The 19,813-nt window shown below is 40.9% G+C and carries 19 protein-coding genes and 1 other annotated feature; of the genes, 18 read left to right on the top strand and 1 reads right to left on the bottom strand.

Features of this window, described 5'->3' with window-relative positions:
- Nucleotides 1-4 precede the first annotated feature (4 nt).
- The 7 genes from hemC (at nucleotide 5) to ATG70_RS11410 (ending at nucleotide 7,036) form a co-directional block, all read left to right on the top strand.
- Nucleotides 5-934: a hydroxymethylbilane synthase gene (gene hemC, locus ATG70_RS11440; protein ID WP_098444427.1), complete on the top strand. Its 930-nt coding sequence runs from the start codon at nucleotides 5-7 to the stop codon at nucleotides 932-934.
- Entirely contained in the window at nucleotides 931-1,677 is a 747-nt protein-coding gene (locus ATG70_RS11435) for a uroporphyrinogen-III synthase (RefSeq protein WP_098444426.1), read from the top strand. Before hemC ends, ATG70_RS11435 begins: the two co-directional genes overlap by 4 nt.
- Before the next feature lie 12 nt (nucleotides 1,678-1,689).
- Nucleotides 1,690-2,667, top strand: coding sequence for a porphobilinogen synthase (gene hemB / locus ATG70_RS11430; protein WP_098444425.1), 978 nt, complete (start codon nucleotides 1,690-1,692; stop codon nucleotides 2,665-2,667).
- Between the two features lie 23 nt (nucleotides 2,668-2,690).
- On the top strand, nucleotides 2,691-3,977 hold the full coding sequence (hemL, locus tag ATG70_RS11425; RefSeq protein ID WP_098444424.1) for a glutamate-1-semialdehyde 2,1-aminomutase: 1,287 nt from the start codon (nucleotides 2,691-2,693) through the stop codon (nucleotides 3,975-3,977).
- A gap of 143 nt (nucleotides 3,978-4,120) precedes the next feature.
- On the top strand, nucleotides 4,121-5,140 hold the full coding sequence (gene spoVID, locus ATG70_RS11420; protein ID WP_098444423.1) for a stage VI sporulation protein D: 1,020 nt from the start codon (nucleotides 4,121-4,123) through the stop codon (nucleotides 5,138-5,140).
- Nucleotides 5,141-5,202: 62 nt separating this feature from the next.
- Nucleotides 5,203-6,078 (top strand): hypothetical protein, encoded by an 876-nt coding sequence (locus tag ATG70_RS11415; RefSeq protein ID WP_098444422.1) that lies wholly within the window; start codon nucleotides 5,203-5,205, stop codon nucleotides 6,076-6,078.
- Nucleotides 6,071-7,036: a phosphotransferase gene (locus ATG70_RS11410; RefSeq protein WP_098444421.1), complete on the top strand. Its 966-nt coding sequence runs from the start codon at nucleotides 6,071-6,073 to the stop codon at nucleotides 7,034-7,036. The genes ATG70_RS11415 and ATG70_RS11410 overlap by 8 nt, the downstream gene beginning before the upstream one ends.
- Here the strand turns inward: ATG70_RS11410 and ATG70_RS11405 are convergent.
- The gene (locus ATG70_RS11405) at nucleotides 7,033-7,233 is read right to left on the bottom strand and encodes a hypothetical protein (protein ID WP_098444420.1); all 201 of its coding nucleotides are present in this window, start codon (nucleotides 7,231-7,233) and stop codon (nucleotides 7,033-7,035) included. The two genes, ATG70_RS11410 and ATG70_RS11405, sit on opposite strands and share 4 nt — an antisense overlap.
- Before the next feature lie 159 nt (nucleotides 7,234-7,392).
- Nucleotides 7,393-7,617: a binding site (T-box leader), on the top strand.
- Between the two features lie 112 nt (nucleotides 7,618-7,729).
- Here ATG70_RS11405 and ATG70_RS11400 point away from each other — a divergent pair.
- The 11 genes from ATG70_RS11400 to mreD all read left to right on the top strand — a co-directional run bounded on the left by ATG70_RS11400 (nucleotide 7,730) and on the right by mreD (nucleotide 19,805).
- A complete protein-coding gene (locus tag ATG70_RS11400; RefSeq protein WP_098444419.1) occupies nucleotides 7,730-10,372 on the top strand; it encodes a valine--tRNA ligase in 2,643 nt (880 codons plus the stop codon).
- A 52-nt stretch (nucleotides 10,373-10,424) separates the two neighbouring features.
- Nucleotides 10,425-11,720 (top strand): bifunctional folylpolyglutamate synthase/dihydrofolate synthase, encoded by a 1,296-nt coding sequence (locus ATG70_RS11395; RefSeq protein WP_098444418.1) that lies wholly within the window; start codon nucleotides 10,425-10,427, stop codon nucleotides 11,718-11,720.
- 111 nt (nucleotides 11,721-11,831) lie between these two features.
- The gene (locus ATG70_RS11390) at nucleotides 11,832-13,541 is read left to right on the top strand and encodes a sensor domain-containing diguanylate cyclase (protein WP_098444417.1); all 1,710 of its coding nucleotides are present in this window, start codon (nucleotides 11,832-11,834) and stop codon (nucleotides 13,539-13,541) included.
- Nucleotides 13,519-13,761, top strand: a complete 243-nt coding sequence (locus ATG70_RS11385; protein ID WP_098444416.1) for a hypothetical protein — start codon at nucleotides 13,519-13,521, stop codon at nucleotides 13,759-13,761. The genes ATG70_RS11390 and ATG70_RS11385 overlap by 23 nt, the downstream gene beginning before the upstream one ends.
- A complete protein-coding gene (locus ATG70_RS11380; protein WP_098444415.1) occupies nucleotides 13,742-14,497 on the top strand; it encodes a prepilin peptidase in 756 nt (251 codons plus the stop codon). Before ATG70_RS11385 ends, ATG70_RS11380 begins: the two co-directional genes overlap by 20 nt.
- Before the next feature lie 186 nt (nucleotides 14,498-14,683).
- Entirely contained in the window at nucleotides 14,684-15,682 is a 999-nt protein-coding gene (locus ATG70_RS11375) for an SPOR domain-containing protein (RefSeq protein ID WP_098444414.1), read from the top strand.
- A gap of 251 nt (nucleotides 15,683-15,933) precedes the next feature.
- Nucleotides 15,934-16,512 carry a Maf family protein gene (locus ATG70_RS11370; RefSeq protein WP_098444413.1) on the top strand — a complete coding sequence of 193 codons (579 nt, stop codon included), beginning with the start codon at nucleotides 15,934-15,936 and terminating at the stop codon, nucleotides 16,510-16,512.
- A 52-nt stretch (nucleotides 16,513-16,564) separates the two neighbouring features.
- Nucleotides 16,565-17,236, top strand: a complete 672-nt coding sequence (radC, locus tag ATG70_RS11365; RefSeq protein WP_098445795.1) for a RadC family protein — start codon at nucleotides 16,565-16,567, stop codon at nucleotides 17,234-17,236.
- A gap of 94 nt (nucleotides 17,237-17,330) precedes the next feature.
- Nucleotides 17,331-18,368, top strand: coding sequence for a rod shape-determining protein (locus ATG70_RS11360; RefSeq protein WP_098444412.1), 1,038 nt, complete (start codon nucleotides 17,331-17,333; stop codon nucleotides 18,366-18,368).
- Between the two features lie 16 nt (nucleotides 18,369-18,384).
- Nucleotides 18,385-19,263 carry a rod shape-determining protein MreC gene (gene mreC / locus ATG70_RS11355; protein ID WP_098444411.1) on the top strand — a complete coding sequence of 293 codons (879 nt, stop codon included), beginning with the start codon at nucleotides 18,385-18,387 and terminating at the stop codon, nucleotides 19,261-19,263.
- Nucleotides 19,260-19,805, top strand: a complete 546-nt coding sequence (gene mreD, locus ATG70_RS11350) for a rod shape-determining protein MreD (RefSeq protein WP_098444410.1) — start codon at nucleotides 19,260-19,262, stop codon at nucleotides 19,803-19,805. The genes mreC and mreD overlap by 4 nt, the downstream gene beginning before the upstream one ends.
- Nucleotides 19,806-19,813 lie beyond the last annotated feature (8 nt).

The following is a 19,813-nucleotide window of genomic DNA, read 5'->3' as shown; positions in this document are numbered from 1 at the left end:
AACCATGCGTAAAATTATCGTAGGCTCAAGAAGAAGTAAATTAGCGATTACTCAAACGAAGTGGGTGATCAGTAAGTTAAAGGAGTTAAACCCCGGCGTAGATTTTGAAATAAAAGAGATCGTCACTCGTGGTGACAAAATCTTGGATGTCACCCTTTCCAAGGTTGGAGGAAAAGGGTTGTTTGTGAAGGAAATTGAAGACGCGATGTTAAACGGTGATATCGATATGGCTGTTCATAGTATGAAAGATATGCCTTCAGTTCTTCCGGAGGGTCTCATGATTGGTTGTATCCCAGAACGTGAAGATCATCGAGACGTGATTATCTCTGAATCAAAAAAACCATTTAGAGAACTGCCTGAGGGTGCTGTTATTGGTACAAGTAGCCTAAGACGCGGGGCACAGTTAAAAGCGATACGACCTGATGTTGAAATTAAGTGGATTCGCGGAAATATTGACACACGTATCCGTAAATTAACCGATGAAGATTACGATGCGATTGTGCTAGCCGCTGCAGGTCTACATCGCATGGGTTGGTCAAAAGAAATTGTCACAGAGTACCTTGATCCTGACTTGTGCGTTCCCGCTGTAGGGCAGGGAGCACTCTCCATCGAGTGTCGAGAGAGCGATGATGAGTTAAAAGCGATTCTTGAGAAATTCAGCGATAAAGAAACAACGAGGACTGTATTAGCAGAACGCGCTTTCCTTCATACACTTGAAGGAGGTTGTCAGGTTCCGATTGCTGGTCATGCGACGCTTAATGGTGACAAAGTTACGGTTACGGGCCTTGTTGGAGAACCGGATGGATCTATTATTATTAAAGAGATGGAAATTGGTAGTGATCCTATTCAAGTAGGAAATACGCTTGCGAATCGAATGAAGGAACAGGGTGCTAAAGACATCCTTGATCGTGTGAAAGAGGAATTAGATCAATGAGTTCTCCGCTCTCAGGAAAGCGTGTAATGGTCACGAGAGCTAGGGAGCAGGCAGGAACATTTACGAAATTAATTGAAGAAAGAGAGGGGATTTCGATTGAAATCCCTCTTATTTCGTTCCAACCCCGAAATCAATTGTTAAATTCGATTGAATTAAGCGAATATAGTTGGCTTTTATTTACGAGTGCCAATGGCGTACGTTTTTTCTTAAAGCAGGCGAATATTCCAAAGGGTATAAAAGTTGGCGCGGTTGGAAGCAAAACAGCAAAAGCCCTTAAGCGTTACGGAATTCAAATTGATCTTATGCCAAATGATTTTGTGGCGGAAGGACTAGTTGCCGCTCTAGCAAAGCAAGCTGAGCCCAATGAGAAAATACTGCTACCAAGGGGAAATCTTGGTCGAGCGGTATTACCGGGGCAATTAAGTGAATTAGGGTACGACGTTACTGACCTACCTATTTATGACACAGTCATTCCTTTTGAATCCAAGGCAGCGTTAATAGACGTAGTGAAAAATCAGGCGTGTGATGTGATTACGTTCACTTCATCGTCAACAGTCCATCATTTTGCTCAACTTCTCGGAGCGGACAATTTGAAAGATCTGCTTAAAGGGATCACAATAGTAGTAATTGGCCCGATTACTGAGAAGACGCTGCGATCGTACGGGATCGTACCGCAAGTCATGCCTGACCAATATACCATTGAAGGAATGCTTGAAAGCCTTGAGCGTTTTTTTAATAAATAGGAGGAAATGATAATGGAAAAAGCAAACTTTCATCGTCACCGTCGATTAAGACGTTCTGAATCAATGAGATCCCTCGTAAGAGAAACGTATTTACATAAAGAGGATTTTATCTATCCGATTTTTGCAGTTGAAGAAGAAAATGTGAAAAGAGAAATTCCTTCTATGCCAGGTGTTTATCACTATTCACTAGACCGTTTGAATGAAGAGGTACGTGAAGTCGTTGATCTTGGTATTAAATCCGTTATGATATTTGGTGTTCCAAACCATAAAGATGCCGTTGGTTCAGAGGCTTACTGTGATACGGGAATTGTCCAAAAAGCAATTGCGCAAATTAAAGATGAGTTTCCTGAGTTAACTGTTATTGCAGATACATGCTTGTGTCAATATACAGATCACGGGCACTGTGGTGTTATCGAGAATGGTTACGTACAAAATGATGAATCACTTGAACTGCTTACAAAAACAGCGATTTCTCAAGCTAAAGCAGGAGCTGATATGATTGCGCCATCGAACATGATGGATGGTTTCGTAGCGGCCATTCGTCATGGACTTGATGAAGCAGGTTTTGTTGATGTTCCTATTATGAGCTATGCTGTGAAATTCTCATCCGCCTTTTATGGTCCATTTCGTGATGCTGCTCATAGTACACCACAGTTTGGTGATCGCAAAACGTATCAAATGGATCCAGCTAATCGACTCGAAGCCATTCGAGAAGCAGAAAGCGACATTGAAGAAGGTGCTGATTTTTTAATGGTAAAACCGGCCCTTTCTTATCTTGATATCATTCGCGAACTAAAAGACCGCTTCCCACTTCCAATGGTTGCCTATAACGTCAGCGGGGAATATTCCATGATAAAAGCCGCAAGTCAAAATGGGTGGCTGAATGAAGAAGAAGTAGTTCTTGAGAAATTAACAAGTATGAAGCGTGCAGGCGCAGACTTAATCATTACTTACTTTGCGAAAGACGCTGCTCGCTGGCTAAATAAATAGAATTGAAAGAGAGGGACTATTATATGGGTAATTATGAACGTTCCAAAGAAGCATTTAAGGAAGCATCTAAAGTAATGCCAGGTGGCGTGAACAGTCCAGTAAGAGCTTTTAAGTCAGTTGGTATGGATCCGATTTTTATGGAAAAAGGAAAAGGCTCTAAAATTTATGACATTGATCAAAACGAATACATCGACTATGTACTTTCCTATGGTCCGCTCATTCTTGGCCATGCTGATGAGCAGGTTGTTGATCGGCTTAAAGAGGTAACGGAGCTTGGTACGAGTTTTGGAGCACCTAGTAAGTATGAAACAAAACTTGCTGAGCTTGTGATTGAACGAGTGCCATCAATTGAGATCGTACGTATGGTAAACTCGGGAACGGAAGCTACGATGAGTGCGTTGCGTTTAGCTAGAGGTTACACAGGTCGCAATAAAATACTTAAGTTTGAAGGATGCTATCATGGTCACGGTGACTCCTTGCTAATTAAAGCTGGGTCTGGCGTCGCGACGCTAGGCCTTCCGGATAGTCCAGGGGTACCTGAAGGAATTGCTAAAAACACCATTACAGTACCATATAATGATCTCGAAAGCCTTCGTTATGCTTTCCAGGAGTTCGGAGATGATATCGCTGGCGTTATCATCGAGCCTGTAGCGGGAAACATGGGTGTTGTGCCACCTCAGCAGGGATACCTTGAAGAAATTCGTAAGATCACAGAGGATAATGGAACGCTTCTTATTTTTGATGAAGTTATGACTGGCTTCCGCGTAGGTTACAATTGTGCGCAAGGGTACTATAATGTTACGCCTGATTTAACTTGTCTTGGGAAAGTAATTGGTGGAGGCTTACCGGTTGGTGCCTATGGTGGTAAAAAGGAAATCATGGAGCAAATTGCTCCAAGTGGTCCGATCTATCAAGCGGGTACACTTAGTGGAAATCCACTTGCGATGACAGCAGGATATGAAACACTTTCGCAACTCACACCAGAAAGCTACCAGGATTTCGAACGTAAAGCAGAGCGACTTGGAGAAGGGCTTTCAAAAGCGGCAGCAAAATACAATATCCCTCATACCGTTAATCGTGCAGGGTCGATGGTTGGTTTCTTCTTTACGAACGAGGATGTTATTAATTTTGAAACAGCATCTTCTTCTAACCTTGTACACTTTACTAACTATTTTAAAGAAATGCTTGCACAAGGAATTTCACTACCCCCATCTCAATTTGAAGGAATGTTTCTTTCAACAGCTCATACTGAGCACGACATCGATGAAACAATTGCTGCTGCAGAAGCGGCTTTCTCAAAGCTTGTTTAATCCAAAGCTACTGGCATTTGCCAGTAGCTTTTTTGATTGAGGAGACAGAGGGAACTTTCTCAATCTTATTCAAATTAGACATAATCCTGTGAATTACTCATACATGTGTAATGTATGGATAATGTTTGAAAGGAGGAGAAAGCATGCCTGAAGGCTCATATTTGCATTTCTCCGTAGAGGAGCAGGTCTGGTTAAAGAAAGGACAGGAAGTTGAAGAGGTTCTATCGATATCACTCGATCCTGAAATTTCGATTGAAGAGTATGAGGATTATGTAGCTGTGAAAGGCTGTTTATATTTAACGGGAGAATATTTGCAGCGTGATCAAACAGGTCATGAAGATATCAGTGAAGGATCTCCCTACCGCTCAATTCATGAAGTTCATGTAAGAGAAGATGGTACGGCGTCGATGGGACACCGATTTCCGGTAGATATTACGATTCCTGCAAGTCGTATTAGAAGTCTAGAAGATATATTTGTTACGGTCGATACGTTTGACTACACGGTAGTGGAGGAGAATTGCCTTCAGTTGAAAGCTGACATATCTATCAGTGGGATCCAGGGTGATCCAAATCGTGTAGAAATAGAGGTCGATGAGGTGGAAGAAGACGAAAGTGAATTTAGTCAAGAAGAGGAAAGCGTGTGGGAGAATGATATTAAATACGTTGAGCATGAGGAAGAATCACTTGAACAGATCTCTCATTTACGCACCCCTCAAGTAGATATGCGAGCACAATCCGATTCGGATGAAGTTGATTATTCAAATACGAGTGCAGAAATTGAAGAAAATGAGGAATACCTGGAACCAACGTATGACTTTCTAACACGGATGGCTCGCCAATTGGAAGGATCAACTGAATATAACAATCAGCCTATAGTAGAAGAAACGCGCTCTGCTCAAACCAACGATTATGATGAGGAAGAGATACTTGAACAAAAGAAACAAACACCTCGTGAAGAAAATGCCCTTTATTTAACAAGTATGTTAACAAAAGAAGAAGAGCAGTTTTCGAAAATGAAAATGTGTATCATCCAACCTGGTGATTCATTGTCTGAAATTGCAGAACGCTATCGTGTTCTTCCAAGTCACCTTGCTCGCGTAAACCGTCTTGAAGAAGAAGAGGTAAAGGAAGGGCAGATCTTATATATACCAGTGAATCGGTAAATTCTCTTGCCTGACCGCTAACGAATCAATTGTTTTTGGTGGTGTGAAAAGGAGTAATAAAGATGGATTTATTAGTGTTCATAGCTGAAAAATATGGATTTAAAGAAGTGAGTTGGGTTCGAAAGCCCGAAGTCATCATGACACACTTAGGTAAGCGGAAGTTATCATATTGGCGGGAGCGGGATTTGCTTGAGTATCATCTCAACTTCCGCGACCGTCTTTTTTCTAAATGTGGCATTCTATGTAATCGTATGATTCGAACGATTGATCAAGAGGCGTTTATTCCGATACACCAAGGATATTTGTCGGTTCATGATTCGGTTGAAGAGGAGTTTGCATTCGAACAGTTCCCTGAAATGGAAGGATATCTTCTTTCCTCTTTGATAGGTGTGAGTGTAGATGTGAACAATTATGATGGGTTTGCAACATTTCCTTACCGAGAGACTTTAGAAGCTTTAGGTACAATCAAGGCCCTATATCCAGAGCCGTATTTACTCCTTGTTCGTTTAATTCCAGAAGTGAAAAAACGTCTCAGTCATAATAAAAGCATTTCACAGTTAGCGCTTCCAATTTCAAATCATTCTATAAAAGAAGTAATGGGCCAATTCTACTTTGAAAGTAGTGATGAAGGGCCTGTTCCCGTGTATGAAGTACTCCCTAAAGCGATTCATATGTGGTATGAAAAGAAAGGTCAGGACGAATTTAAACAATGCTTTAAGGCTTTATTCGATGAGGTGGACAGGGAAACGAGTCACCTTCTTATTCAAACGATTATCGCTCCTTGGGACTGGTGGTCGTGTATTCAAGCACTTCAGTATGAAGGTGTTAACGTGACTCAGGTGATGGAGGAGTTTGTTGAAAAGTGGGAAACGATGAGAAAGATAACCTGTACGGTACAGCTCTCCATTTCGGAGGGGAGGGTTTCGGTTAGTGAGTGATCCGGCAGTTCTATTTCAATATGATTTATATCCAGAACGTGTAATAAGAATGGGGAAAGTAACAAAGGTTGAAACGGATCGAGGAATGTTTGCCTTAAAGGAGACAAAGCTAACTAAAGAACAGATGGATCGTATCTTGTCCATTGAGGATCGATTTAAACAGCTTCATTTTGAAAGTTTTGTGCCACTCGTTCGAACAAAATACGGCGACTCCTTTGTTTTTACAGGTACGGGTGTAGCTTATTTGACTCCATGGGTCGACGGTGGTGAAGGGCAAGCTGCTCAAAAAGAGGAGAACTTAATAATAAATCTTGCAGAACTTCATGGATATACAGCAAGAGATCAAGCATTCTCTGAAGAAGTCATCAAACAATCGTATCAAAAGATGATCTTAATGAGGGAAAGCAGACAGTTTGAAATGGAGAAATACGTTAACTCAATTGAAAAACGAATCTATCTCTCACCTTTTGAATTAACTTTTGTTACTCATTTTCATCAGTTAATGAAGTACTGTGATCTGGCCAAAACAAGATTGGATAATTGGTATGAACAGGTTGTTGAAGCGAAACGATATCGTAGTGTTTTTTGTCATGGAAAATGTTCACCTTCCCACTATGTCATGAATGGTGGAAAGGGGTACTTTATTAATTTTGAAAGGTCTGTTGTGGATACGCCTGTACGAGATTTGGCCTATTTTATTCGTTCCTCTGTTCACCCATTTCAATTTAATCCTGCTACTACAACAGCGCATATCACTCGATATGAGACGCAATTTTCATTATTTGAAGAAGAGAAAGAGCTTCTTGCAAGCTATTTGTATTTTCCAGAGCCTGTTTTTAATAGTGTGCTCCTCTTTAATGAAAACAGGCAAAGCTGGCCACATATTAAGCATGTCCGCTTATTTACGAAAAAAATAGAAGTGATGAATGGCATCCATAATGTGCTGCAGTCATTCTAGATCCATTCAAAATAAAAACACACTTCTAATGCAACAAGAATAATGAGGATAAGCACATCGACTGAAGTTGGAAAAAGAATGGTTCGAATCGTTTGAAATACAATAAACGGCGGTACAAATTGAGCGCAAATATCCCTGAATTTATAAACAGCCGGCGGGAGCTGGTAGCGATTCATTCCCCCAAAACGTTTTTTCATAGTGTTTTCCCCTTTGTTTTCATCTGTCGTTACAAATAGTCTATGTGCGAAAGCGGATGGGGTGATTAAGAAGAGAGAGAACTGGCTAAGCTAAGAAAAAGGGCGCTTAGTATCTTGACGATCTTGAATCTACACGGTAAACTTATTTATACAAATAGTCGACAGGCAAAGACAGGGAGTAGTAGAATGTGAACCCTTCAGAGAGAGAAATCATCCGCTGAAAGATTTCTCAGGATTGAAGCATTTGAAGTCGCCCTTGAGCTGTTTCTCTGAAATAGTAGTAGGAGAATCCGGTAATCCCGTTATTAGAATGAAGCGTACAGCTAACGTTTATTTAGCTGTAAATAAAGGTGGTACCGCGAAGAAACTTCTTTCGTCCTTTTCCTAAGGATGGAGGAAGTTTTTTTGTTGTTTAAAAACACCACTTTGTTGAAAATGGGATGGAAAATCCGATGCAAACGGCCTAAGACTTATTGAATGGAAAGGAAGAGTGGCAATGGTGAATAAAGAGCTAACGATGCCGACGAAATACGATCCGAAGGCAACCGAACAAAAATGGTACCCATACTGGGTAGATGGTAAATTTTTTGAAGCAACAGGTGATAAAACGAAAGAGCCTTATACAATTGTAATTCCGCCGCCAAACGTTACAGGAAAACTTCATTTAGGGCACGCATGGGATACAACGCTTCAAGATATTCTTTCACGAGTGAAGCGAATGCAGGGTTACGATGTTCTCTGGCTTCCAGGAATGGACCATGCTGGAATTGCGACACAGGCAAAAGTTGAAGGGAAGCTCCGGGAGGAAGGTACTTCGCGCTATGACCTTGGCCGAGAGAAGTTTCTTGAGAAGTCGTGGGAATGGAAAGAAGAATACGCAGACTTTATCCGCAGTCAGTGGGCGAAGCTTGGTCTTTCTTTAGACTATTCAAGAGAGCGTTTTACACTTGATAATGGGCTTTCTGATGCGGTTCGCGAAGTGTTTGTAAAGCTTTATGAAAAAGGTTTGATTTATCGTGGGGAATATATCATCAACTGGGACCCTCAAACAAAAACAGCCCTTTCGGATATTGAAGTTATTCATCAGGAAGTGACAGGACACTTCTATCATATGCGCTACCCTCTTGCTGATGGGTCAGGGCATATCGAAATTGCAACAACGCGTCCTGAAACCATGCTTGGTGACTCAGGAATTGCGGTTCATCCTAAAGATGAGCGTTACAAGCATCTTGTTGGAAAGAAAGCGATCTTACCAATAGTAGGTCGTGAGATTGAAATTGTGGCAGATGACTACGTTGATATGGAATTTGGCTCTGGAGCTGTTAAAATCACGCCAGCCCATGACCCTAATGACTTTGAAATTGGTAATCGTCATAACCTTGAGCGTATCCTTGTTATGAATGAAGATGGCTCAATGAATGAGAATGCAGGCGACTATCAAGGAATGGATCGTTTCGAATGTCGTAAAAAGCTAGTAAAAGATTTGCAGGAAAAAGGGATTCTTTTCAACATTGAAGAGCACGTTCATTCCGTAGGGCACTCTGAACGAAGTGGTGCTGTAGTAGAACCGTATCTTTCCACTCAGTGGTTCGTTAAAATGGGCCCACTTGCTGAGCAGGCAATTGCACTTCAAAAATCAGACGACAAAGTTAACTTTGTCCCAGAACGGTTCGAAAAAACGTACTTAAACTGGATTGAGAATATTCGGGACTGGTGTATTTCGAGGCAGCTTTGGTGGGGACACCGCATTCCTGCATGGCACCATAAAGAAACTGGGGAGATTCACGTTGGACTAGAAGCACCGACAGATATCGAAAACTGGCAGCAAGATGAAGATGTACTCGATACGTGGTTTAGCTCAGCGCTTTGGCCGTTTTCTACTATGGGCTGGCCAGATGAAGAAGCAGCAGACTTTAATCGTTATTACCCAACGAACGTTTTAGTAACAGGGTATGACATCATTTATTTCTGGGTAGCGCGTATGATCTTTCAGGGAATTGAATTTACGGAACAGCGTCCATTTAACGATGTATTGATTCACGGACTTGTACGTGACTCTGAAGGGCGTAAAATGAGTAAATCTCTCGGAAACGGTGTTGATCCGATGGATGTTATCGAAAAGTACGGTGCAGATTCGCTGCGCTTCTTCTTATCCACTGGTTCATCACCAGGACAGGATCTGCGTTTCTACTGGGAAAAAGTAGAGTCAACTTGGAACTTTGCCAATAAGATTTGGAACGCTTCTCGTTTTGCCTTAATGAATATGGATGGCATGACGTATGAAGAGCTGGAATTATCAGGTGAAAAATCAACAGCTGATAAATGGATTCTTACTCGCTTAAACGATACGATCGAACAAGTGACGCGCCTGATTAATAACTATGAATTTGGTGAAGTTGGCCGCTATCTTTATAACTTTATCTGGGATGACTTCTGTGACTGGTATATTGAAATGGCAAAGCTTCCCCTATATGGAGAAGATGAAGCAGCTAAGAAAACGACACGATCTGTTCTCGCTTATGTGCTTGACCAAACGATGCGACTTCTTCACCCATTTATGCCGTATCTTACAGAAGAGATCTGGCAACACCTTCCTCATCAAGGAGAATCGATTACTGTTGCAAGCTGGCCAGTGAAGAATGAAGAGCTTCATTTCCCAGAAGCAGCTGCCGATATGGCGCTACTAACTGAGATTATTCGTTCAGTTCGAAACATTCGAGCTGAAATGAATGTAGCACCAAGCAAGCCAATTGAGCTTCGCATTAAACCGAAGTCAGGGGAAGCTCAAAAGCAACTTGAACAAAACAGTCAATACATTGAGCGGTTCTGTAATCCAGAGACGCTAACCATTTCTTCGGATCTTCAGGCTCCTGAAAAATCAATGACGGCTGTCGTATCTGGAGCAGAGCTATTTCTTCCGCTTGAAGGCTTAATTAACATTGATGAAGAAATAGAGCGTCTAAGAGGAGAAATGAAGAAGCTCGATTCTGAAGTAGATCGTGTTCAGAAAAAGCTTTCAAATGAACGTTTTATTAGCAAGGCTCCCGAGAAAGTTGTTGAAGAAGAACGAGCGAAAGAAAAAGACTATCTCGAAAGAAGAAGCAACGTTGAAGCTCGTATTAACGAACTTAAAAAATAAGCAAATGACGGATCTCTTTTTGAGGTTCGTCTTCTTTTAAGGAGGAGAGGAAATGTTTCAATCGTATGATGAAGCGGTAAGTTGGATTCATAGTTTGTTAAATCACGGCATTAAACCTGGTTTAGAGCGGATGGAATGGATGCTTGAACAGCTTGACCATCCAGAAAGACGGTTAAAAACGGTGCATGTTGGCGGGACTAACGGAAAAGGTTCCACAGTTACTTACTTACGTACAGTGCTAGAGGAGGCTGGATATGAAGTAGGGACGTTTACTTCTCCTTATATCGAATCATTTAGTGAACGAATAGCGGTTAACGGACAACCTATTAAAGAAGAAGATTTAGTTATGCTATGCAATCGCGTTCAGCCGCTTGTTGATATGGCTGCAGCTTCCCCCCTTGGTTCACCTACCGAGTTTGAAGTTATTACGGTAATCGCGCTTTTGTACTTTGGATCTAAAGCATACCCAGATCTGGTTTTAATGGAAGTTGGGCTAGGGGGGCGACTCGATTCAACCAATATCATCCATCCGCTTATTAGTGTCATTACGAATGTAGGGTATGACCATACCCATATCCTTGGTAGTGACCTGAAACAAATTGCGTATGAAAAAGCGGGAATCATTAAGTCAGGTGTACCTCTTGTTACGACTGCAGAAAAAGAAGAAGTTCTCACACTCTTCCATGAAACAACTAAAGCGAAAAAGACGAAAATTTATCGTTTGAATGAAGAGTTTTCCATTGGCGACAAGAGAAGTGATGATGAAGGTGAACACTTCTCATTTCAATCTCCTTATCGTAAACTAGCTGATCTACACATTCAGATGAAAGGTGAGCATCAGGTGAAAAATGCAGCTGCAGCACTAATGGGACTCGAATACTTGCGCGTCTTTTATGGTCTACATATCGAACATGACATGGTTCAGCGCGGACTTAAAAGAGCAGCGTGGCCAGGACGATTTGAGAAGATTCGTTCCAACCCCACTATCATTGTAGACGGTGCACATAATCCAGAAGGGGTTGAAAGTCTTGCAAAAACGTTAGAGCAGCACTATCCAGATAAGGATATACACGTCATTTTCAGCGCACTAGGAGATAAAGATATTGAGTCAATGTTAAAGCCGCTCTATCCGCTTATTCGAAAGATGACGTTTACCACCTTTGACTTTCCAAGAGCTATTTCAGCTGAGAGTTTATTTCAACGTGCAAGTTTTTCGGCCAAGACGTATGAAGAAAACTGGAAAAAAGCAATTCAAACAACAACTAAGCAAGTAAGTGAAAATGAGCTAGTTCTAATTACGGGTTCTCTCTATTTTGTATCAGAAGTACGCCGTTTTCTAAAAAATTAGAATTTAATGCAAAAAATAGGACTTTTTCGCTACTTTTTGCTAAAATGAAACGTAACCACTTTAGAATGGAAAAATATTCTTCTTTACCGCAGAAGATGGAGGGGGAAACAATTGACTGCAATAATGAAACGTAAAGTTTGGATTGTATGGTTCTTGTGTTGGCCACTACTCATTTTTGCAACGTTCTATTTCTTTCCCCCTGATTTTACTGGAAATAAGGCCGATGTTCTTGCGCTATTTGTGCTTCTTGCCGTCGTTGCAATGATGCCAATTAACGTAAAAGGAACAGACCTTTTTTTTATCCAGGGGATTTCACTAGCTGTATTTCTCAGATATGGCTTATTCGTGGAAACGATTTTAACTCAGTTAGCGATACTTGTCTTTCTTTTGAATTTGAGAGTTACAAAGAAAGATAGTCATCGCTATCCAGTTAATATGCTCATGTTTATGATCGTTTCCCTGGTATCAGGTGGATTTTTTTATTTACTTGGAGGATCCACTGGTGAATTCTCTGGAAATGCGATTACACAGCTTGTTCCCTCTATCGGCTATATTCTTTCGTTAATCATTGTTAATCAAATTCTCCTTCATTTTTTACGTATTTATATTTATAAAGAGGTTAATACAAAGTTTTTTGACAAAGATATGCTTTGGGAAGCCATTTCTACAGGAGTAACACTGCCGGTTGGATTTCTTCTCTATATGTTACATACCTATCTAGGAACAATTGCCATTTTCTTTGTTGGAGTCCCATTTGTGTTGGCATCTCTTATGCTCAGGTTGTATTACTCAAGTCGAAAAGTAAATGACCTACTTCAACAAACGAGTGAAATCGGTCAGCAAATTACTCAGTCTCTTGATATAGACGAAATTCTTGACTTATTTTTATATGAAGTTAAGGATATGTTTGTGGTTGATTATGCTTACATTATGGATGCAGAACAGGTAGAGAATTTAAGGATTATTAAAAGCTTTGAGAAGGAAAGAGGCATTCAAGCTAGCGCAAAAGATCATTCTTTTGAAGAAGGGATTAGCAGAAGAGTCTGGCGTAGTGGACGTAGCCGATTATACACGAAGCGTGCGCAGTGGAAAAATCTTACAGAGGGAATTCTCCCCCAAACAGCGAATGCTGTTATTTCGGTACCGATGAAACGCAATAAAAAGGTCGTCGGCATTATCACACTAGCAACAGATCGCGTTCGGTCATATGAAAAACACCATATACTCGTGATGCAAATTCTAGCTAATTATTTAGCTGTAGCTGTTGATAATGCAAGGCATTATGAAGAGACCAAAAGGCGAAGTGAGAGATGTCCTTTAACGAATCTATACAATTTCCGTTTTTTTAACGAGGTATTAGACGAGAAATACAACCGTTTTGATGAAAACCCTGCTCCATTTTCAATTATATTGCTCGACCTGGATCATTTCAAAAAAGTAAATGATACATTTGGGCACCATAGTGGAAATGACGTGCTTTGTGGAGTAGCTAATCGAATTGAGGAAGAAATTGGAAATGAGGGTACCGTTGCTCGATTTGGCGGTGAAGAGTTCGTAGTTTTGCTAGAAAATCATTTTCATAATGAGAGTTTACAAGTTGCGGAAGACTTACGATGTGCAATAGCAGATCGACCATTTGAGATCTTTAGTGATTTGGATAACGGCGATCGTCAGGTTATTTACGTGACGGCAAGTATCGGTGTTGCAACAGCGCCTGATCAGGGAGAAGATGCACAAACCTTGATACGAAATGCCGATCGAGCCATGTATACTGGTGCAAAACAACGGGGTAGAAATCGTGTTGCAAGCTATGTTGGATAAGAAAATCCCCATTCTTCAAAATGCGGAGAATAAGGATAAGGATTTTGGTTCGGGTTATACAATAGATTCTTGCACAGCAGTGGTTTTAATGACACGTTCTTCTGTTATTAAAATTGAAAAAGGTTGTTCGTCTCATGTTAGAAGGTTGGGTCTAAATCTACCATTACTTTTAAACAATAATATGAAGAAGGATGAAAGATATGGGGGTTTTGTTACATAGTTATTTATTTCTAATTGGCCTTGCGCTAGGTTCCTTTTTTAATGTTGTTGGTCTTCGTGTGCCGATCAAACGATCGATTGTCATCCCTCGCTCATCATGTCCAACATGTGAACGTGAGCTTTCACCATACGAACTTGTACCTGTTTTTTCTTATTTATTTCAGCGGGGAAAATGTAGGGGATGCTCTTCAAGTATTTCACCTATTTATGCATGTGTTGAAATCGTTACAGCACTTCTTTTTACAACAGCACCTATTTTGGTAGGATGGTCAAAAGAATTGATGATTACCTATGGATTGATTTCACTTCTCGTTATTATTTTTGTTTCAGATCTCACCTATATGTTGATTCCTAATCGCATTCTTTTGTTTTTTGCAGCTTACTTTGGTTTGGGTCGAATTGTTGTTCCGATGGATCCATGGTATAGCCCTTTTATAGGAGCGGTAGGAGGCTTTTTATTGCTACTATTGATCGCTGTGATTAGTCGTGGTGGAATGGGTGGCGGTGACATTAAATTGTTTGCGGTGCTAGGCGTTGTTTTTGGTTATCAAGAATTAATTCTCGTCTTTTTCTTTTCTACTTTAATTGGAACGATTATTGGGATCACGGGGTTATTGATTGGAAAAGTAAAAAGGAAGCAGCAAATTCCGTTTGGTCCTTCTGTGGCGTTGGCGGCACTAATAACGTATTTTTATGGTAAACAACTCTTACAATGGTATTTTGATTTTCTTATATGAAAAAATGAATAGCAGGCTCTTTAGCTTGTTCGATCACGAACTAAAATAAGTTTGGTTCATTTTAACCCCCTCGCTCATGGAGGGGGTATTTGTGTTGTCATCCTGCTCAACTCTAGTATTTTCAGTTCTAGTATTTCGCGAGATTTCATAGACTGTAGTACAAGCCGGTACCTGAGGAGGATGAGAATGGATAAGGAGAGACGGACGATTTCAATTCGACTAGATGATGAAGTCCATAAGACTCCAGAAACACATAAAGAAAGCGCAGCGGCTGAGGAAAAGGAATTTGAATGGATTTTACCGGAGCGTCGCGATTCTAAAAAGATCGTAGAGTTAAAGAAGCGGCATAGTCAAAAAAAAGCCTCCTCTTTTTTTGATCAGTCAAAGAAGAACCCAAGGTTACCAGTTGGGCGTAAGAAGAAAAAACATTTCGTACCAAGTAAGAATGTCATTACCTTGCATAAAAAGGTGGTGGCTTCAGTGGTCTTTGCGATCGTTCTTGGCGTTTTATTTGGATTCGGTTTACTTATGGTGTTCGGTGGAGAAAGTGTAGCGAAGCCCTCTAATAAGCCAAGTGAAGCGGCACCAGTGACAGCTAGTCAGACGGATTTATCTTTTGATCTTCATGTTGTGCAGTCAGGTGCGTATGAAACAAAAGAGTCCGCCAGGGAATTTCAAGAAAAGCTAAAAGATCAAGGTCTACCAGCGACGATTTTTAAAGGTGAAAAATACTTCTTGCTGATTGGCGTCTCAGCTTCTGCTGAAGGTCAGGATGCCCTTGCCGCTTATTTTGAAAACAATGGTCAGGATGTTTATAAAAAATTATGGACGATTGATGGAACTAGCGTAGTGGCGAGTGGCGAAATGGAGAGTCATTTGCAAGAGGGTAGGGAATTAATTGAACAGCTAACAAAGCTTGATCTAGTTGCTTTATCAGATGGAGAAGTATCAAATAGTGAAGTAACTGATGTATTGCAAGCGATTCAAACCTGGAATGGGAAAGGTGATAAATTAGAGGGATGGAAAGAGGGCGAGGGGAAAGCTTTAGCGGAAAACTTAAGTGCTGCCTCGAAAGAGATTGAAACCTACTCATCAGAAAAAACAGTATCCTCGTTATGGATTGCTCAGCAGCACTTATTGGATGCGCTAGAAACATATCAAGAAGTTGTGGAAAGCTTGAAATAATCTGATATTTGCGGAGTAACTAAATTAACGGTACGATATAAATGTTGGGAGCAACCCTCCTGAATATGATTTTCGGAACGAAATAAAATAAGATTAAACAAATTTTAACTGTATGCACATACAGAATCGAAGTAAAACGAAAAATGTAGAGGAACGTTACAAAATTAAATTGTGGAAAGAAAAGGGATTTGATAAGCTGTTATCAAGCCCTTTTCCCACTTGTGAATCATTTACAAAAAAAGGGTGGTAAAATGAAGCGCCTCGTCTTAGCCTCAGGGTCTCCACGAAGAAAAGAACTTCTAGAGCAAGTGAACCTCCAATTTGAGATTATAGTTAGCCGCTTTGAAGAACATCACTCTCAATCTGTCCCCCCTTCTGAGCTTGTGAAGCAGCTTGCTTTTGGAAAGGCAAATGATGTATTTACGAACCAATCGGACGCTATTGTCATTGGTGCCGATACGGTTGTAACGCTTGGTGCCGATATTCTTGGAAAGCCAGAAAGTCGCGAGCATGCGAGGCAGATGCTGAAAGCTTTGTCTGGCCGGACCCATATCGTTTATTCAGGTGTGGTCATTCTTTCAAATGAGCAGCATTCACAGTTCTATGAAGCCACTGAAGTGGAATTTTGGGATTTAACAGATGTAGATATTGAGAATTATCTCGATACCGGAGAGCCGTTTGATAAAGCGGGAGGTTATGGTATTCAGGGTTTCGGTGCCGCCTTTGTGAAACGTATTCATGGGGATTATTATAGTGTGGTAGGGCTTCCGATTTCCAAAACGCTTCGAGAGTTGCAGGCGTTTGGAATTGTTCCAGAGATTCAGCGTTAGTCAGACACGAAGATGAATCCAGGGAGGAAGCGTGTTGCTTAAAACACCGTTAATGATTCGCGATTATCCTGAAGAAGAGCGCCCGAGAGAGCGCCTAGTGAAAGAGGGGCCTGAGACGTTATCCAATCAAGAGTTATTGGCGATTATCCTCAGAACTGGAACGAAACAGGAGTCTGTACTTCAGTTATCTTATCGCATTATTCAGTATTTTGAGGGGCTGCGTCTATTAAAAGATGCCAGTATCGAAGAGTTAACCTCTTTAAATGGCGTGGGCACTGCCAAAGCTGTTCAACTGATTGCGGCGATGGAGCTTGGTAGAAGAGTAAGTCGTCTTCAATTAGAAGAGCGCTATACGATTCGTTCACCGGAAGATGGTGCGAATTATGTGATGGAAGACATGCGTTTTTTATCACAAGAGCATTTTGTTTGCTTATACTTAAACACGAAGAATCAGGTGTTGCATCGTCAAACCGTCTTTGTTGGAAGTTTAAATGCATCAATCGTGCATCCGAGAGAAGTTTTCCGAGAGGCTTTCAGACGTTCAGCAGCCTCATTAATTTGCTTTCATAATCATCCAAGTGGTGATCCTACACCAAGCAGGGAAGATATTGAAGTTACAAAACGTCTTGCTGAGTGTGGTAAAATGCTTGGTATTGATATGCTCGATCATATTATTATTGGAGATCAGAAGTTTATTAGTTTAAAAGAAAAAGGGTATGTATAGGCTGTGGAATAGTTTTCCCACTACCGTTTTTAATACTGATGAAGTATAATCATAGTTATGAGTTTTGCTTGAATTGAAGGGAGATTTAACATAAATGTTTGGTGGATTTTCAAGAGATATGGGAATAGATTTAGGTACAGCTAATACGCTGGCATATGTAAAAGGAAAAGGCGTCGTCGTACGTGAGCCTTCCGTTGTTGCACTTCGGACAGATACTGGTTCAATCGAGGCAGTAGGTAATGATGCAAAGAATATGATCGGTCGTACTCCAGGTAATATTGTTGCACTTCGTCCAATGAAAGATGGTGTTATTGCTGATTTCGAAACGACGGCTACGATGCTTAAGTATTTTATTCAACAGGCTCAAAAAAATCGTTCCGTTTTTGCACGTAAGCCTAACGTGATGGTTTGTGTGCCTTCAGGAATCACAGCTGTCGAAAAGAGAGCGGTAGAAGATGCAACGCGCCAGGCAGGCGCGCGTGAACCGTACACCATTGAGGAGCCTTTTGCAGCAGCGATTGGTGCTGATTTACCAGTTTGGGAGCCAACAGGTAGTATGGTAGTTGATATTGGTGGAGGTACAACAGAAGTTGCCATCATTTCTCTTGGAGGAATTGTTACTAGTGAATCCATCCGCATTGCTGGGGATGAAATGGACGAGTCGATTATTCAGTATGTGAAGAAAACATATAACTTAATGATTGGTGAACGTACGGCTGAACAACTTAAACTTGAAATTGGCTCTGCAGGAACGACAGAAGGCATTGACGCGATGGATATTCGCGGCCGTGACCTTGTGACAGGACTTCCAAAAACGATCAGTGTATCGGCAGATGAAGTGTCTGGTGCTCTCCGAGATACGGTTAATAGTATTATGGAAGCTGTTAAAGTAACGCTTGAGAAAACGCCACCTGAGCTTGCAGCTGACATTATGGATCGGGGCATTGTTCTTACAGGCGGCGGAGCATTGCTGCGAAACTTGGATCAGGTAATTAGCGATGAAACGAAAATGCCAGTTATTGTTGCTGAAAATCCACTTGAGTGCGTTGCGATTGGTACCGGGCGTGCGCTAGAAAATATCCATTTGTTCAAATCTAGAGCTGGTATAACTTCCCGCTCTAAACAGAAGTAGTTGGAAGGTGTAACGCATGCCACAATTTTTCTCAAATAAACGTCTCATTGTATTGCTTGTGAGCATTATTATTTTAGTTGCCTTAATCGGTACATCAATGAAAGAACGCGATGCACTCACAATGCCTGAGCAGTTTTTTAAAGATTCCATTGGTTGGCTTCAATCAATCTTCTATAAACCCGCTAATTCAGTAGCGGGTTTATTTGAGAGTATTGGAGAAATGAAAGACATGTATGAAGAAAACGAGCTATTAAAGTCGAGGCTCAACGAATTTGTTGCGGTGTCAGAAGAACTGAAAACCGTTAAGAAAGAAAATGAAGATTTAAAAAGTGAGCTAAATATTGACTCCTCAACTGGACTTTCGAACTATCAAACCTTCCATGCGAATATGATTGCGCGTTCACCAGACCGTTGGAACGATTTGTTAACGATTGATAAGGGAGAACAGGATGGGGTAGAAGCGGATATGGCCGTTGCTACACCTGATGGTCTAATTGGTAAAGTGAAAAATGTTCAGCCTTTCTCATCAACGGTTCAACTAGTGAGTGATGTTGACCGTACGAATCGAATTGCTGCAATGACGCAGGAAGATAAGAATGTTTTCGGAACAATTGAAGGATATGATACGGAAAAAGAGGTATTGCTTTTCTCGAAAATTCCGGTAGATACGAAAGTAGAAAAAGGCCAAACCGTTATTACAGCAGGAAATGGTGGAATATTCCCACGCGGTATTGTTATCGGTGAAATTGTTGATATTGAAACGGATAACGTTGGTACGACCCAGACTGCTTATGTGAAACCAGCGTCTGACTTATATGATATTAACAATGTTATGATCATCGACCGTGGAGCACAAAACGTAAATCCTGATGAGGGGGAAGGTGAAGAAGAATGAGGCGTTTTTTTCTAGTTGGAACGCTATTTGTTCTTTTTCTTTTGGAAGGAACCGTTTTTCAGGTGTTCGCACCTGAACAATACGGCTTTGACTTTCAGCTCATCCCGCGTTTTGTAACGGTGATTGTGGTTATGATTGGGATGGTTTTGTCACCTGCTTATGGCGTCCTATACGGTGTTGTTTTTGGACTTCTACATGATCTGATTTATACAGATCTTGTTGGGGTATATATGTTTGGAATGTCGGTTGCAGCCTACATAATCGGTTACTTATCGAAGGTTTTTCATCTAAATTGGTTTACGACACTTATACTTGGGTTATTAGGTGTAACATTGATGGAATTCTATGTGTATGAACTATTTTCTTTAATAAATGTAACCGACGTATCCTTTCCTTCCTTTTTCTACAGTCGCTATCTTCCTTCCTTACTTTTAAATGGAATCTTTTTGCTTATTGTTTACTACCCTGTAAAACGGTTGCTTGAAGATTTATCTGAAAGCCGTAGACAAGAAAATCAGGCCAAAAGAAGGAGTTTCCTTTAGCAACGTTG

Source organism: Bacillus sp. es.036 (assembly GCF_002563635.1).
GTDB lineage: Bacteria > Bacillota > Bacilli > Bacillales > Guptibacillaceae > Guptibacillus.
The sequence above is the reverse complement of the archived record's forward strand: the minus strand, read 5'-3'. Positions and strand labels throughout refer to the sequence as shown.